Annotated in this window: 15 protein-coding genes and 1 pseudogene; 4 read left to right on the forward strand and 12 right to left on the reverse strand. The window is 70.6% G+C overall.

What is annotated here, in order from left to right; translation table 11 throughout:
- Positions 1–80: 80 nt before the first annotated feature.
- Positions 81–1,868, reverse strand: a complete 1,788-nt coding sequence (gene leuA / locus OG507_RS12955) for a 2-isopropylmalate synthase (RefSeq protein WP_327367345.1) — start codon at positions 1,866–1,868, stop codon at positions 81–83.
- 294 nt (positions 1,869–2,162) lie between these two features.
- Here leuA and OG507_RS12960 point away from each other — a divergent pair, with 294 nt between their 5' ends.
- Together OG507_RS12960 and OG507_RS12965 are read left to right on the forward strand one after the other, a co-directional pair.
- The gene (locus OG507_RS12960) at positions 2,163–3,239 is read left to right on the forward strand and encodes a M4 family metallopeptidase (protein ID WP_327367346.1); all 1,077 of its coding nucleotides are present in this window, start codon (positions 2,163–2,165) and stop codon (positions 3,237–3,239) included.
- A 40-nt stretch (positions 3,240–3,279) separates the two neighbouring features.
- Positions 3,280–3,546 carry a protealysin inhibitor emfourin gene (locus OG507_RS12965; protein ID WP_327367347.1) on the forward strand — a complete coding sequence of 89 codons (267 nt, stop codon included), beginning with the start codon at positions 3,280–3,282 and terminating at the stop codon, positions 3,544–3,546.
- Positions 3,547–3,711: 165 nt separating this feature from the next.
- Here OG507_RS12965 and era read toward each other — a convergent pair whose 3' ends face one another.
- A complete protein-coding gene (era, locus tag OG507_RS12970) occupies positions 3,712–4,686 on the reverse strand; it encodes a GTPase Era (protein ID WP_327367348.1) in 975 nt (324 codons plus the stop codon).
- A gap of 108 nt (positions 4,687–4,794) precedes the next feature.
- Here era and OG507_RS12975 point away from each other — a divergent pair, with 108 nt between their 5' ends.
- A complete protein-coding gene (locus OG507_RS12975) occupies positions 4,795–5,352 on the forward strand; it encodes a hypothetical protein (protein WP_327367349.1) in 558 nt (185 codons plus the stop codon).
- Here OG507_RS12975 and OG507_RS12980 read toward each other — a convergent pair.
- The 7 genes and pseudogenes from OG507_RS12980 to OG507_RS13010 form a co-directional block, all read right to left on the reverse strand.
- A pseudogene (locus OG507_RS12980) lies at positions 5,342–5,750 on the reverse strand (beta-xylosidase); the annotation flags it as partial. The gene OG507_RS12975 and the pseudogene OG507_RS12980 sit on opposite strands and share 11 nt — an antisense overlap.
- 34 nt (positions 5,751–5,784) lie before the next feature.
- The gene (locus tag OG507_RS12985; RefSeq protein ID WP_327367350.1) at positions 5,785–6,138 is read right to left on the reverse strand and encodes a cytidine deaminase; all 354 of its coding nucleotides are present in this window, start codon (positions 6,136–6,138) and stop codon (positions 5,785–5,787) included.
- Positions 6,139–6,265: 127 nt separating this feature from the next.
- A complete protein-coding gene (locus OG507_RS12990) occupies positions 6,266–6,619 on the reverse strand; it encodes an MmcQ/YjbR family DNA-binding protein (protein ID WP_327367351.1) in 354 nt (117 codons plus the stop codon).
- Complete coding sequence (locus OG507_RS12995; protein ID WP_327367352.1) at positions 6,616–7,908, reverse strand: hemolysin family protein; 1,293 nt, start codon at positions 7,906–7,908, stop codon at positions 6,616–6,618. The genes OG507_RS12990 and OG507_RS12995 overlap by 4 nt, the downstream gene beginning before the upstream one ends.
- The gene (gene ybeY, locus OG507_RS13000) at positions 7,905–8,402 is read right to left on the reverse strand and encodes an rRNA maturation RNase YbeY (protein WP_327367353.1); all 498 of its coding nucleotides are present in this window, start codon (positions 8,400–8,402) and stop codon (positions 7,905–7,907) included. The genes OG507_RS12995 and ybeY overlap by 4 nt, the downstream gene beginning before the upstream one ends.
- A 12-nt stretch (positions 8,403–8,414) precedes the next feature.
- A complete protein-coding gene (locus OG507_RS13005) occupies positions 8,415–9,497 on the reverse strand; it encodes a PhoH family protein (protein ID WP_327367354.1) in 1,083 nt (360 codons plus the stop codon).
- A 140-nt stretch (positions 9,498–9,637) separates the two neighbouring features.
- Positions 9,638–10,771, reverse strand: coding sequence for a carbohydrate kinase family protein (locus tag OG507_RS13010; protein WP_327367355.1), 1,134 nt, complete (start codon positions 10,769–10,771; stop codon positions 9,638–9,640).
- Positions 10,772–11,114: 343 nt separating this feature from the next.
- Here OG507_RS13010 and OG507_RS13015 point away from each other — a divergent pair, with 343 nt between their 5' ends.
- The gene (locus tag OG507_RS13015) at positions 11,115–12,473 is read left to right on the forward strand and encodes an MFS transporter (RefSeq protein ID WP_327367356.1); all 1,359 of its coding nucleotides are present in this window, start codon (positions 11,115–11,117) and stop codon (positions 12,471–12,473) included.
- On the opposite strand, the gene OG507_RS13020 is transcribed toward OG507_RS13015, so the two are convergent.
- From OG507_RS13020 to OG507_RS13030, 3 genes are read right to left on the reverse strand one after another with little or no spacing between them, the layout of a single operon-like run.
- On the reverse strand, positions 12,437–13,429 hold the full coding sequence (locus OG507_RS13020; protein ID WP_327367357.1) for an adenosine deaminase: 993 nt from the start codon (positions 13,427–13,429) through the stop codon (positions 12,437–12,439). The genes OG507_RS13015 and OG507_RS13020 overlap by 37 nt on opposite strands.
- A gap of 51 nt (positions 13,430–13,480) precedes the next feature.
- Positions 13,481–14,389, reverse strand: a complete 909-nt coding sequence (locus tag OG507_RS13025; protein ID WP_327367358.1) for a ribonuclease Z — start codon at positions 14,387–14,389, stop codon at positions 13,481–13,483.
- Positions 14,390–14,408: 19 nt separating this feature from the next.
- Complete coding sequence (locus OG507_RS13030; RefSeq protein ID WP_327367359.1) at positions 14,409–14,768, reverse strand: histidine triad nucleotide-binding protein; 360 nt, start codon at positions 14,766–14,768, stop codon at positions 14,409–14,411.
- Positions 14,769–14,838 lie beyond the last annotated feature (70 nt).

The raw sequence follows: 14,838 nt of genomic DNA on the forward strand, positions 1-14,838 counted from the left end.
GAGATGGCCGAACCCCGCCCCCCTGATACGGGTGGACGGGGTCTTCGGCCGTGCGGCTTCATGCCCTTTCGGGCGTCGGGTCAGCGGGTCGCGCGGTTGACCGCGGAGACGACCGCCTTCAGCGAGGCCCGCGTGGTGTTGGCGTCGATGCCGATGCCCCACAGGACCTTTCCGTCGATCGCGCACTCGATGTACGAGGCGGCCTGAGCGCTGGCGCCCTCGCTCATCGTGTGCTCGGTGTAGTCCAGCAGACGGGCGTCGATGCCGATGGCCTGCAGCGCTTCGAAGAAAGCGGAGATCGGACCGTTGCCGGAACCGGTCAGCACGGTGTCCGCGCCGTCCACGGTCGCGTCGACGGTGATGGTGTCCTGGCCGTCGGAGCCGGTCGTGGTCTGGCCGGAGCGGATCTGTACGCGCCCCCAGGCGTTCTCGGGGTTGGGCAGGTACTCGTCCTGGAACGCGGACCAGATCTGCTTCGGCGTGACCTCGCCGCCCTCGGCATCGGTCTTGGCCTGAATGATCCGGGAGAACTCGATCTGCATCCGGCGCGGCAGGTCCAGCTTGTGGTCGTTCTTCAGGACGTAGGCGATTCCGCCCTTGCCGGACTGCGAGTTGACCCGGATGACGGCCTCGTAGCTGCGGCCGACGTCCTTCGGGTCGATCGGCAGGTACGGCACCGCCCACTCGATCTCGTCGACCGTCCTGCCCTGGGCGGCCGCGTCGGCCTCCATGGCGTCGAAGCCCTTCTTGATGGCGTCCTGGTGGGAGCCGGAGAAGGCGGTGTAGACCAGGTCGCCCGCGTAGGGGTGGCGCGGGTGGACCTCCATCTGGTTGCAGTACTCGCTGGTGCGGCGGATCTCGTCGATCTGCGAGAAGTCGATCTGCGGGTCGACGCCCTGCGAGAACAGGTTCATGCCCAGCGTCACCAGGTCGACGTTGCCGGTGCGCTCGCCCTGACCGAACAGGCAGCCCTCGATCCGGTCCGCACCGGCCATGATGGCCAGTTCGGCGGCGGCGACGGCGGTGCCGCGGTCGTTGTGCGGGTGGACCGACAGACAGACGAACTCGCGGCGCGAGAGATTGCGCGACATCCACTCGAACCGGTCCGCGTGCGTGGACGGCGTCGAACGCTCCACGGTGGCGGGCAGATTGAGAATGATCTCGCGGCCCTCCTCGGGCTGCCAGACGTCACAGACCGCCTCGCAGACCTCCAGGGCGAAGTCCAGCTCGGTGTCGGTGAAGATCTCGGGGCTGTACTGGTAGCCGAAGGTCGTCTCCGGGCCCAGCAGCTTCTCCGCGTACTCCATGACCAGCCGGGTGCCGTCCACGGCGATCTGCTTGATGTCGTCCTTGGAGCCGCGGAAGACTACCCGGCGGAAGGTGGGCGCCGTCGCGTTGTACAGGTGCACGGTCGCACGGTGGGCGCCGACGATGGACTCGACGGTCCGCTCGATCAGGTCCTCGCGGGCCTGCGTCAGCACGGAGATCGTGACGTCCTCGGGGATCGCACCCTCTTCGATGATGGAGCGGACGAACGCGAAGTCGGTCTCGCCGGAGGACGGGAAGCCGACCTCGATCTCCTTGTAGCCCATGCGTACCAGCAGATCGAACATCTCACGCTTGCGGGCCGGCGACATCGGGTCGATCAGGGCCTGGTTGCCGTCGCGCAGATCGGTGGACAGCCAGCGGGGTGCGACGGTGATCCGGTTGTCCGGCCAGGTGCGGTCGGGAATCTCGACGGCCTCGTACCGGCCGTACTTGTGGATCGGCATCCCGGACGGCTTCTGCAGCCGGGTCGCGTTCGTGATCGGCGTCGGACGGCCGACAGCGGTCTCAGCGGGCGTCCGAGCGGGATTTGCGGCGGTCATGGCGTAGGGCTCCTCGGGATCCAACCAACGGGACGGCCGACTGTGTCGCTGCAACACCAGACTCCGCGGGGAGGGGGTCGGCCTACGACTACAGGCCCTCGCCGCGGCAGCTAAGAAGAAGCAGCCCGAAACGCATGATGCGACGAGAGTAGCCGAGAGGCGTCTGATGCGTCCGTCCCGTATCAGTATGCGGGACCGGGCACCGGAAACGCCCAGAGGTGATCGATCACTCCATTTCATCAATCATGGTCACAACCGGTGACATCTCGATTACCCGGTGCCACAGTCGACTCCATGCAGCCTCACTCCCAGCACGGGTTCCACCCCGTCTTCTGCACCATCGTGCCGCCCCATGTCCTCGACAAGCTGTCGCAGTCGGACGACCCCGATCTCGCGGGCCCCGCCCGCCGCACCCTGGAGAGCGACGCCGCCCGCCGTACCCGCCGCCAGATGGCAACGGTCGTCACCGTGCCCGTCGCCCCCGCGACCGGGGGTGAGGCGTCCGACAAACCCGACCGGACGCTGTACGACTGCCGTCACGGCACGCAGCTGCCCGGCACCGAGGTCCGCGCCGAGGGGCAGGAGCCGACAAAGGACGCGAGCGTCAACCGCGCGTACGCGGGGCTCGGCGCCACCTTCGAACTGCTGCTCAAGGCGTACGGCCGCCGTTCGATCGACGGCAACGGGCTGCCGCTGATCGGCTCCGTGCACTACGACGAGAAGTACAACAACGCCTTCTTCGACGGCGAGCAGATGGTCTTCGGCGACGGGGACGGCGAGATCTTCCTGGACTTCACCGTCGCGATCGACGTGATCGCCCACGAGCTGGCGCACGGCCTGACCCAGTACACCGCCAATCTGAGCTACTACGGCCAGTCCGGCGCGCTCAACGAATCGATGTCCGATGTCTTCGGCTCCCTGGTCAAGCAGTACTCGCTGGGCCAGAGCGCGGACCGGGCCGACTGGCTGATCGGCGCCGGGCTGCTGGCACCCCGGGTCCAGGGCGTCGCCCTGCGCTCGATGAAGGAGCCCGGCACCGCGTACGACGACGACGTGCTCGGCAAGGACCCGCAGCCCGCGTCGATGCAGGACTACATCCACACCGGCGAGGACAACGGCGGGGTGCACCTCAACTCCGGTATCCCGAACCGCGCGTTCTGTCTGCTGGCGACGGCGCTCGGCGGCAATGCGTGGGAGCGGGCCGGGCAGCTCTGGTTCGATGTGCTCACCGGTGGTCAACTGGCGGTGGACGCGGACTTCGCGTCCTTCGCCCGGCTGACGGTGGCCGCGGCCCGCAGCCGCTTCGGGGATGGCGACGAGGTCGAGGCGGTCCTCAAGGCCTGGTCGGAGGTGGGCGTACCGACCGCGTAGAGCAGCCCCGGGCCCATCCGGCGATGGAGGAGAACACCGCATGCGGATTCAGGTCAGCAGGACCGGCGGCTTCGCCGGCATCGCACGCCACCGCGAGGTCGACACCGCCGGACGGGCCGACGCGGCGGAGTGGGAGGCCCTGGCCGCATCGGCACTCGCCGAGGGCCACGGCACCCCGCCCGCGGGCGTACCGGACGGCTTCCGGTACCGGATCACGGTCGACGCCCGCACGGTCCACTGCGCGGACCCGAAGCTGACCGAGGCCCAGCGCGCACTGGTCTCACGCGTCCTGAAGGAGGGCGCGTGAGACTTGCGTACACGCGAGCCGTCCACACGTGACCAGGGTCAGAATCCGAGCTTACGCAGCTGCTTCGGGACCCATCTCCACGGCTGTCCTCGCACCCCTCGGCCCGGGGGGCCTCAGCGGCGTCGGGCAGCTGCGCCGGCCTCCGGCCGCCGGGCTCGGCGCCGGTCAGAAACCGAGCTTCCGCAGCTGCTTCGGGTCGCGCTGCCAGTCCTTGGCGACCTTCACGTGCAGGTCCAGGAAGACCGGGGTGCCGAGCAGGGCCTCGATGTGCTTGCGTGACTTCGTGCCGACGTCCTTCAGCCGCTTGCCCTTCGGGCCGATGATGATGCCCTTCTGGCTGGGGCGCTCGATGTAGACGTTGGCGTGGATGTCGAGCAGCGGCTTGTCCGCCGGGCGGTCCTCGCGCGGGAGCATCTCCTCGACGACCACCGCGATGGAGTGCGGCAGCTCGTCCCGTACGCCTTCGAGCGCGGCCTCGCGGATCAGCTCCGCGACCATGACCATCTCGGGCTCGTCGGTGAGGTCGCCCTCCGGGTAGAGCGGCGGGCTCTCCGGGAGCAGCGGGGCGATCAGGTCGGCCAGCAGGTCCACCTGCGTGTCCTTGACCGCGGAGACCGGGATGATCTCCGCCCACTCGAAGCCGAGCTCGTCGCCGAGGCGGGAGACGGCGAGCAGCTGTTCGGCGAGTTGCTTGGAGTCGACCAGGTCGGTCTTGGTGATGACGGCGATCTTCGGGGTCTTCTTGATGCCCGCGAGTTCCTTGACGATGTACTTGTCGCCGGGGCCGAGCTTCTGGTCGGCGGGCAGGCAGAAGCCGATGACGTCGACCTCGGCCCAGGTGGTGCGTACGACGTCGTTGAGGCGCTCGCCCAGCAGCGTGCGCGGCTTGTGGAGGCCGGGGGTGTCGACCAGGATCAGCTGCGCGTCCTCGCGGTGCACGATGCCGCGCACGGTGTGCCGGGTCGTCTGGGGCCGGTTGGAGGTGATCGCCACCTTCTGGCCGACCAGAGCGTTCGTGAGGGTGGACTTGCCCGCGTTGGGGCGGCCCACGAAGCAGGCGAAGCCGGCCCGGTGGGGGGCGTTGCTCGCGCCCTGCTGTGCAGCGGCTTCTGTGTCAGGTCGAACGCTCATGGCGCCCATTGTCCCCGATCCTGGCGGCCCCGCCGTACCAAAGGCGGCGCCGGGGCCTGTCACGCACCCTCTCAGGCCCTGCGGACGCGGCTCCGACGGGCCCGTATCCACAGTCCCGTGCCCCCGCCGACGATCACCAGCAGGACCCCGGCCACCAGCCAGGGCAGTGCGAAGCAGGAGACGGCGGCGGACTCGCGGGGGTCGCGGGCGCTCGCGGTCACCCTGATCTCGCCCCATTCCAGCTGGGGGCGCGTCGGCCCGCTTTTCGGTCAGCCGGACCCGCTGGCGGGGCAGCAGCTCGGAGGGGATGTTCTTGAGGTCGCGGGCGAGCAGGGTGCGGCCGAAGAGGCCCTCGGCCCTGAGGGCGACCCTGGGGTCGAGGGTGACGTTGCCCCGGTTGTGGAGCGTGTACGAGATGACGGCCCGGCTCTTCCCGGTGCCGGGGACCAGCGGCTGGGTGTGCTCGACCCTGATGTCGTCCACGGAGAGCGCGGGCATGGTCGGTCCGTTGACCCGCAGATGGATCCGGGCGACGGCTCCCGCGTCGCCGGGGTCGGCGAAGACGTGGAAGTACGGGCGCTGAGCGGAGTGCGTGGTGGCGGTGGCCGGGTAGACCGACCGGCTGCCGTTGTCCGCGGCGTGGACGGTGGGGGCGCCGAGCAGCGCCGCCGGTGAAGGTCCCGTTCGGCGTGGACGCCGGCGTGGCGCCCGCGCTGCCCACCGGTCCTTCGGGACCGGCCGCGCAGGTGCTGGGGCTGCCGGGCTTCGTCGCGCAGACCGGGGTCCAGCCGAGTGCGGATGCGCCGATCGTCGCGCCGCCGGGGCCCTTGAAGTCGGTGACCTTTGCGGTCAGGGACCAGCCGGCGGGGCCGCCGCGGTAGTCCTCGACGGTCACCGTCCGCGGTGAGCCGCGGGAGGCGCCGCCCCTGCCGAAGTCGACCGCCGACATCTCGACGGTGTCCCCGGCCCGGGCCATGGAGAGCGTGCCCGCCTCGACGGACGAGTTGAGCTGCCGGCTGTCGGCTGCCGTCCGGGATCTCGCCACCGCCGCCGCCACCGGTGACGGTGTAGGCCCGCGCCCAGCGCGGCGGCCCAGCGGTGCCGGCGTCAGCCCGCCGTCACGCTGACCCGCAGAGTGCCGTCGGGACCGGCGAGCAGGACCGGTGTGTCCGGGCCGCCCAGGTCGCGTACGGCGGCGCGGTCCGCGTCCGAGGGGGTCTGCGCCTCGGAGACGACCGCGGCCGCCTCCAGCGAGGTGGCACCGCTGGCCACGGCCATCGCCACGGCGGTCTGCAACGCGCTGAGCTGAAGCGACTCCAGGCGCACTGTGCCGGCGACATAGGTGCGTCCGGTCTCGTCCCGCACGGCGGCGCCCTCCGGGACGCCGTTGCGGGCGCGGGCGCTGCGGGCCAGCGTGACGATCTTGCGGTCCTCGGGGCCGAGGTCGGTGCTCTCAGTCATGTGCCGAGCATACGAAGCGGGGGGCCTGTTCCCCGCCCCGCCCCTTCCCGTGACCGGGGCTCCGCCCCGGACCCCGCGCCTCAAACGCCGGCGAGGCTGGATTTTGCCCCGTCGCGGAGCCCCCGGACTACGCCCGGTCCAGCCGTAGGCGTGCCGACTTCGGAAGTCCCGCCACCACCAGGTCGTAGGAGTCCTCGATCAGCTCACGGAGCACCCGGTCCGGCACCCCGGACGCCGTCACCGTGTTCCAGTGCCGCTTGTTCATGTGCCAGCCCGGGACCACCGCGTCGTACTCCTCCCGCAGCCGCACCGCCTCGTCCGGATCGCACTTGAGGTTCACCGTCAGCGGGCGCGCGTCCAGCGTGCTGAGGGCGAACATCTTGCCGAGCACCTTGAAAACGGATGTCTCCGGCCCGAACGGGAACTCCTCGACGCTCGCGTTGAAGTCCAGACAGAACGCCCTCAGTTGCTGCGGAGTCACCCCGCGCCCACCCCCTCCGGTCCCACGGGCTCCACCAGCACCGTGACGATCTTGTTCCGGCGTCCCGCCGGGGATTCCGCCGTCAGCCGCAGGCGTCGGCCGTCGGGCAGGTCGACGGTCGAGGACGCCCCGGCGATCGGCACCCGGCCCAACGCCTTCGCGAGCAGTCCGCCGACCGTTTCCACGTCCTCGTCGTCGTACTCGTCGAGGCCGAACAGTTCCCCGAGGTCGCCGATGTCCAGGCGCGCGGTCACCCGGAAGCAGCCGTTCTCCAGCGCCTGGACGGGCGGGAGTTCGCGGTCGTACTCGTCGGTGATCTCGCCGACGATCTCTTCGAGGATGTCCTCGATGGTGACGATGCCCGCCGTGCCGCCGTACTCGTCGATCACGACGGCGACATGGCTGCGGTCCTGCTGCATCTCGCGCAGCAGATCACCGGCGTTCTTCGTGTCGGGCACGAACGCCGCGGGCCGCATCGCCGTGGAGACCAGATCGGCCTCCGACTCGCGGTTGATGTGCGTCTTGCGGACCAGGTCCTTGAGATACACGATGCCGACGATGTCGTCCTCGTTCTCCCCCGTGACGGGGATGCGCGAGAAGCCGGAGCGCAACGCCAGGGTCAGCGCCTGCCGGATCGTCTTGTAGCGCTCGATGCAGACCAGGTCGGTCCGCGGCACCATGACCTCGCGCACGAGCGTGTCACCGAGCTCGAAGACGGAGTGCACCATGCGGCGCTCCTCGTCCTCGATCAGCGACTCCTGCTCGGCGAGGTCGACCATCGCCCGCAGTTCGGCCTCGCTGGCGAACGGTCCCTTGCGAAACCCCTTGCCCGGGGTCAGCGCGTTGCCGATGAGGATCAGCAGCTGCGGGATCGGGCCCATGATCCTGGCCAGCGGCAGCAGGACGTACGCCGCTGCCGTGGCCGTGTTCAGCGGGTGCTGGCGGCCGATGGTCCGCGGCGACACACCGATGGCGACGTAGGAGACGAGGACCATCACGGCCATGGCGACGGCCAGTGCCTCCCAGGTCTCCGGAATCTCCTTGAGGCAGGCGTACGTGACGAGTACACCGGCCGACATCTCGCAGGCGACCCGCACCAGCAGGGCGACATTGAGGTAGCGGGTCGGATCCGCCGCGACCTGTGCCAGTTTCTGGCTGCCGCGCCGCCCGGAGCGGACCGCCTCGGCGGCCCGGAAGCTCGACGTACGGGCGATGCCCGCTTCCGCACAGGCCGCCAGCCAGCCGACGACGACCAGCAGGACGGCGCCCAGGACGAGGGGGACGCTCACGACACGGTGGGGGCGGGCGACGGACCGGTCAGGCCGCGCTCGGCGCGCCAGCCGTCGACGATCGCGGCCTGGAGGCCGAACATCTCGGCCTTCTCGTCCGGCTCCTCGTGGTCGTAGCCGAGGAGATGCAGCACTCCGTGGACGGTGAGGAGCTGGAGCTCCTCGTCCATGGAGTGCTGGGTCTCCGCGTCCTCGCCCTGCTTCTTGGCGACCTCAGGGCAGAGCACGATGTCACCGAGGAGCCCCTGCGGGGGCTCCTCGTCGTCCTTGGACGGCGGACGGAGTTCGTCCATCGGGAAGGACATGACATCCGTCGGCCCCGGCAGGTCCATCCACTGGATGTGGAGCTGCTCCATGGCGTCGGTGTCCACCACGATCACCGAGAGTTCGGAGAGGGGGTGGATCCGCATCCGCGCGAGCGCGTAGCGGGCGATGTCGAGGATCGCCTGCTCGTCGACCTCGGTTCCGGACTCGTTGTTGACGTCGATCGACATGGTGCGCTGCGACTACTTCCCTTTGTGGCCGTCCCGGCTGCCGTGGCTGTCCCGGCCGCTGTGACCGTCCCGGCCGCCGTGACCGTCCTGGCTGTCGTACTTCTCGTACGCGTCGACGATACGGCCGACCAGCTTGTGCCGGACGACATCCGTTGACGTGAGCCGGGAGAAGTGCACGTCCTCGACGCCGTCCAGGATGTCCTGGACCTGGCGCAGACCGCTCTTGGTCCCGTTCGGCAGGTCGACCTGGGTGACGTCACCGGTGATGACGATCTTCGACTCGAAGCCGAGTCGGGTCAGGAACATCTTCATCTGCTCGGCGCTGGTGTTCTGCGCCTCGTCGAGAATGATGAACGCGTCGTTGAGCGTGCGGCCGCGCATGTACGCCAGGGGCGCCACCTCGATCGTGCCCGCCGCCATCAGCCGTGGGATCGAGTCGGGGTCGAGCATGTCGTGCAGCGCGTCGTAGAGCGGGCGCAGATAGGGGTCGATCTTCTCGTAGAGCGTGCCGGGCAGGAAGCCGAGCCGCTCGCCCGCCTCGACGGCGGGACGGGTCAGGATGATCCGGTTGACCTGCTTGGACTGCAGGGCCTGGACCGCCTTCGCCATGGCGAGATAGGTCTTTCCGGTGCCGGCGGGGCCGATGCCGAAGACCACCGTGTGCTTGTCGATGGCGTCGACGTACCGCTTCTGGTTGAGCGTCTTGGGGCGGATCGTGCGACCGCGGCTGGAGAGGATGTTCTGGGTGAGCACCTCGGCCGGGGTCTCCGGGCCGTCCCCCTCGCCGCTCTCACTCGCCCTGAGCATCGCGATCGAACGTTCCACTGCGTCCTCCGTCATCGGCTGACCGGTGCGGAGCACCAGCATCATCTCGTCGAACAGGCGCTGGATCAGAGCGACTTCCGTCGCATCACCGGCGGCGCTGACCTCGTTTCCCCGGACATGGATGTCGGCCCCCGGGAAGGCCGTCTCGATCACACGCAGCAGGGCGTCACCTGAGCCCAGAACGGTCACCATCGGATGCTTGGCCGGAACGGTGAAGTGGGCTCGCGCCTGCCCCGGCGCGGGGGTCTGGGCTGTGGGTGTCTGAGTCATGGGCCGGCTCTGTGGCCTGCACATACCTCCCGTTGCAAGGTTCTCGCCAATCGACAACCTCTGGATTACCAAGCGTACGACTCCGCACCGACAACGCCGAGGGCTTTTCCGTACGCATTGCGAACACCCGTGCGCAGGGCTTACTCCGGGCGGCGGAACCCGATCGTCGGAACGGCCCTGCGCAGCGGCCACGGCCGGGCGGCCGCGGGCAGCAGCTCCTCCAGGAACGCGTACCGCTGCAGCGCCGCCGGATCCTGGTCGGCGAGGGTGCGGATCTGCTGCCACCAGGCGGCGATCTCGTCCCAGTCCGGCGCCGACAGCGATCCGCCGAACTCCTGCACCGAGAGCGCCGCGGTGAGTCCGGCGAAGGCCAGCCGGTCGGCCAGCGGCCAGTCCGCCAGGGTGCCGGTGACGAATCCGGCGACGAAGACATCGCCCGCCCCGGTCGGGTCCAGGGCCTCGACCTCGATCGCGGGCACCACGGCGCTCGCCCCGGTCGCCGCGTCCACCGCGTACGCGCCCTCCGCGCCCAGGGTGACCACGGCGAGCGGCACCCGCTCGGCCAGCGCATGGGCGGCGGCGCGCGGGCAGTCGGTACGGGTGTAGCGCATCGCCTCCTCGGCGTTGGGGAGGAATGCCTGGCAGTGCTCCAGGTCGGTCAGGGCGTCCAGGTCCCAGCGGCCCGTCTCGTCCCAGCCGACGTCGGCGAAGATCCGGGCGCCGTTCCTGGCCGCCTTGGCGACCCAGGGCTCGCTGCGGCCGGGTGCGAGCGAGGCGATGGCGGCCCGGGCGCGCGGCGGGCACCTCGGGAACGCGGCGTCCTCGGCGGAGACCGCGGCGCCGGGGCGGCCCACCGGGCCCGGGGCCTCGTGGCCGTGCGAGACCATCGTCCGCTCGCCCTCGTACGCCATGGAGACGGTCACCGGCGAGTGCCAGCCGGGGACGGTGTGCGACATGGACAGGTCGATGCCCTCGCCCTGTTCCAGGGCGTCCCAGCAGTACTCCCCGTAGTGGTCGTCGCCGAACGCCGCGGCCAGTGAGGTGTGCAGTCCCAGCCGGGCCAGCGCGGTGGCCATGTTGGCGACCCCGCCGGGGCTTGACCCCATGCCGCGCGCCCAGGACTCGGTGCCGCGCACCGGGGCGCTGTCCAGGCCGGTGAAGATGATGTCGAGGAAGACCGTGCCGGTGAGGAAGACGTCGCAGTCCGGGTCCTGCGGGGCCCGCAGCCCGTCCAGTGGGTCGATGGGGTCGATGCCTGGAATGTCCGTGCTCACCTTGCACTCCCCGGTCGTGGCAGATCTGGCCAGTGTGCCCGATTCGCCCCCGTAACCGGAGGGTCGGCGCCGTCACTCCCAAAGGGCCAGCGGCGACCCTGCACATGCAGACCCTGACCTGCGCGAACGCCCGCTACTACCCGCACGGCCAGAGAGCAAACATATACGTGTCCCAGATCACATGGGGGCGGGTTTCGGCCAACTGGAAGCAGTTGATACAAATTGGCCCGGCGAGCCCGTGGGCATCAGTTGCCGACGCGTGCCCCGTCTCCCGCATCACCCTCCCCCTGCCTTGCCCTCCCCTGCCTTCTTCGCCTCCTTCGGCATGTCTTCAGGAACGCCCATGTCCTCGCGCCCTCGCGCCGCGTGGCCCCTGGTCGCCGTGTTCACCGCCGGTTACCTCGCCGCCTATCTGCTCCCCACCGTCGTCGGGCGGCTCTCCGTCCATCTGGGCCTCAGTACGGCCCAGGCCGGTCTCGTGGGCAGCGCCCTCCTGCTGTGCTCGGCGAGCGCCGGGTTCACGCTGGCGGGCCGGATCGAGACGTACGGGCCGCGAAGGCCGGCCCGGATCGGACTGGTGCTGATCGTGGCGGGGTACGGCTGCGCCGCACTGGCGGGCTCCGTGCCGCTGGTGGTCCTGGGCGCGATGACCGGCGGCTTCGGCTCCGGTACGGCGACCGCGGTGGCCGCGGCGGGCATCGCCGCCCAGCGCGATCCGCACCGGACCTCCTCGCTCGGGCTGCTCAGCGTCTCCGCGACGGCGGGCGCCCTCTATCTGACGATCCCGCACCTCGGCGGCGGCCACCGGCTGCCGTTCGCCTCGATCGCCCTGGTCGCGCTGCTCGTCTGGCCCGCCACCGCGCGGCTCGGCGGCTCCGTGCCGGGCAGCCTCGCGTCCTCCGTCGCGGGCCGGCTGCCGCACCGCCGTTCCGGACTGGTGCTGGCGGGCGGCATGCTCGTCTGGTCCATGGCGCAGAACGCGCTGTGGGGCGTCAGCGGCCGGATCGGTGTGGTCCAGGCCGGTCTCTCCGAGGTCACCGTCGGCGCGGTGTTCGCCGTCGCGCTCGGTGCGGGCCTGCTCGGGGTGACGGGTGCCGGGGTGCTGGGCGCACGGCTCGGCCGGGCGGTGCCGATCGGCCTGGGCACCGTGATCATCGCGGTGAGCATCGTGCTCAGCTCGTCGGCCGGGAATCTCGGTACGTTCGCGACCGGCGAGATCCTGTGGAACACCGTCTACCCGGTGGTCCTGTCGTATCTGATCGGCCTGGCCGCCTCCCTGGACGTACGCGGCCGCTGGGCGGTCCTCGCGGGCTCCGCCTCCTCCGTCGGGGTGGCCTGCGGACCGGTCCTCGGCAGTGTGCTGTCCGAGCAGGCCGGTTACCCGGTCATGGGCCTGGTCCTGGGCGCCGTCACGCTGCTGGTCGCGGCCCCCGTCACGGCCGTCGCCCTGCACACCGGTGGCCGTCCGCTGGTGCCGGGCTCGGTGCGCCGCAGAGGTGGCGCACCGGCCGCGCTGCTCGCCGTGACCACCGCAGCGGTGCCCGGCGCCGTGCCCGAGGTCGGCGCGCCCGAGCAGGCCGTCACGGAGATCAGACCGCCCGCGCTGCGCCGCAGGCGCCCGGTCCGGAACGCGTTCCGGACGGCCGGCCCGCCGGGCGGTGCCGGTCAGTCGAACGCGTACGCCTCGACCTCGGCCAGATAGCGCGCCCTGCGCTCCTCTTCGTGGTCGAGGAAGGCCGCCTCGAAGGAGTTGCGGGCCAGTGTCCGAAGCTGCTCGCGGTCCAGGCCGAGCGCCTCGTGGACGGCGTGGAAGGTGTCCCCGACGTATCCGCCGAAGTAGGCGGGGTCGTCGGAGTTCACCGTGCAGAGCAGCCCGGCGGCCATCATGTCCCGCAGCGGGTGCTGCTCCAGGGTGTCGATGGCGCGCAGCCGTACGTTGGACAGCGGGCAGAGCGTGAGCGGCACCCGGTCGGCGACGAGCCGCTTCACCAGGTCCGGGTCCTCCATGCAGCGCAGCCCGTGGTCGATGCGCTCGGCCCCGAGCACGTCGAGCGCCTCCCGGATGTACTCGGCAGGGCCCTCCTCGCCCGCGTGGGCGACCTTGCGCAGCCCGAGCGCCCCGGCCGCCTCGTACACCTCACGGAACTTGACGGGCGGATGCCCGACCTCCGCCGAGTCGAGGCCGACCGCGCTGATCCGGTGCAGATACGGCTTCGCGGCCTCCAGGGTCGAAAGCGCCGACTCGGCCGACCGGTCGCGCAGGAAGCACATGATCAGCTGGGTGGAGATGCCGTGCTTCTCCTCGCTGCGGTCCAGCGCCCGGCCGAGCCCCTCGACGACGGTGCCGATCGGGACGCCGCGGGCGGTGTGCGCCTGCGGGTCGAAGAAGATCTCCGCGTGCCGTACGCCCTGCGCGGCGGCGCGGGTGAGGTACGCGTCGGCCAGTTCCTCGAAGTCCTCCTCGGTCCGGAGCACCGCCATCAGGGCGTAGTACAGATCGAGGAAGCTCTGCAGATCGTCGAAGAGGTAGGCGGTACGCAACTCTTCGGTGTTCGCGTACGGCAGCTCCACGCCGTTGCGTGCGGCGAGCGCGAAGGCCAGCTCGGGTTCGAGGGTTCCTTCGATGTGGAGGTGGAGTTCGGCTTTGGGGAGGTGCACGGGTCTTTCACGCTCACAAGTGGTGGTGCTGATGTGTGGTGCTGATCTGTTTCAGAGGTGCCGGGTGGGCACGGGCACGCGGCCGAGGTCGCGGGCGACGGTCAGTTCGCCCTCGAACCCCGCGGCGCGGGCCTGGCTCTCGAAGACGGCCGGGTCGTCGTACCGCTGCGAGAAGTGCGTCAGCACGAGATGCCGTACGCCCGCGTCCCGGGCCACCCGGGCCGCCTGGCCGGCGGTCAGATGGCCGTGGTCGGCGGCGAGTCGTTCGTCCTCGTCGAGGAAGGTCGACTCGATGACCAGCAGGTCGCAACCCTCGGCGAGCACGTGCACGCCGTCGCAGAGCCTTGTGTCCATGATGAACGCGAACCGCTGGCCGCGCCTGCGCTCGGAGACGTCGTCGAGCGTGACGCCGCCGAGGGCGCCCTCGCGCTGGATCCGGCCGACGTCCGGCCCCTTGATGCCGTGCTCGGCCAGCTTCGCGGGCAGCATGCGGCGCCCGTCGGGCTCGACGAGCCGGTAGCCGTACGACTCGACGGGGTGCGAGAGCCGGTGGCTGCTGAGCGTGTACGCGTCCGTGGTGGCGAGGACCCCGTCGGCGGCGACCGGGGCCTCGGTCAGCTCGACGGACTCGCGGTAGGCGGTCGCGTACCGCAGCCGCTCGAAGAAGTGCTGTCCGCTCGCCGGGTAGTGCGCGGTGACCGGGTGCGGGACCTGGTCGAGGTTGATCCGCTGGATCACCCCGGCCAGGCCCAGCGAGTGGTCGCCATGGAAGTGCGTGACGCAGATCCGGTCGATGTCGTGCGCGGCGACACCGGCCCGCAGCATCTGGCGCTGGGTGCCCTCGCCCGGGTCGAAGAGGATGCCATCGCCGTCCCAGCGGAGCAGATAGCCGTTGTGATTGCGGTGCCTGGTCGGGACCTGGCTGGCGGTGCCGAGGACCACGAGTTCACGTACGGACACGGTGTGCGATCGCCTGTTTCTAGCCGGGGGGCCACTGCAGTCCGCGGCCGCCCAGGACATGGGCGTGCGCGTGGAAGACGGTCTGGCCGGCGCCGGAGCCGGTGTTGAAGACGACCCGGTAGCCGCTGTCCACGATCTTCTCCTCGGCGGCGACGTGCCCGGCCTCGCGCAGTATGTCGGCGGCGATCCCCGGCTCGGCGGCGGCGAGGGAGGCGGCGTCGGGGTGGTGGACGCGGGGGATCACGAGCACATGGGTGGGGGCCTGGGGGTTTATGTCCCGGAAGGCGACGGTGGTTTCGGTCTCCCGGACGATGGTCGCCGGGATCTCACCCGAGACGATCTTGCAGAACAGGCAGTCGGGCTGCGGTTCTCCCGCCATGGGCTGGCTCCTCGGTCGGTGGTGATCGTTGTACGGCATGCTATCGGGGCGCCTGTGCGGGGCTCCGCGC

This window comes from Streptomyces sp. NBC_01217 (assembly GCF_035994185.1).
Taxonomy (GTDB): Bacteria; Actinomycetota; Actinomycetes; order Streptomycetales; family Streptomycetaceae; genus Streptomyces.

What these genes read in the sequence shown, in the direction of transcription:
- leuA (WP_327367345.1), bottom strand. Translation starts at nt 1,868, where the DNA reads ATGACCGCCGCAAATCCCGCTCGGACGCCCGCTGAGACCGCTGTCGGC.
- OG507_RS12960 (WP_327367346.1), top strand. Translation starts at nt 2,163, where the DNA reads ATGCAGCCTCACTCCCAGCACGGGTTCCACCCCGTCTTCTGCACCATC.
- OG507_RS12965 (WP_327367347.1), top strand. Translation starts at nt 3,280, where the DNA reads ATGCGGATTCAGGTCAGCAGGACCGGCGGCTTCGCCGGCATCGCACGC.
- era (WP_327367348.1), bottom strand. Translation starts at nt 4,686, where the DNA reads ATGGGCGCCATGAGCGTTCGACCTGACACAGAAGCCGCTGCACAGCAG.
- OG507_RS12985 (WP_327367350.1), bottom strand. Translation starts at nt 6,138, where the DNA reads ATGACTGAGAGCACCGACCTCGGCCCCGAGGACCGCAAGATCGTCACG.
- ybeY (WP_327367353.1), bottom strand. Translation starts at nt 8,402, where the DNA reads ATGTCGATCGACGTCAACAACGAGTCCGGAACCGAGGTCGACGAGCAG.
- OG507_RS13005 (WP_327367354.1), bottom strand. Translation starts at nt 9,497, where the DNA reads ATGACTCAGACACCCACAGCCCAGACCCCCGCGCCGGGGCAGGCGCGA.
- OG507_RS13015 (WP_327367356.1), top strand. Translation starts at nt 11,115, where the DNA reads ATGTCCTCGCGCCCTCGCGCCGCGTGGCCCCTGGTCGCCGTGTTCACC.
- OG507_RS13030 (WP_327367359.1), bottom strand. Translation starts at nt 14,768, where the DNA reads ATGGCGGGAGAACCGCAGCCCGACTGCCTGTTCTGCAAGATCGTCTCG.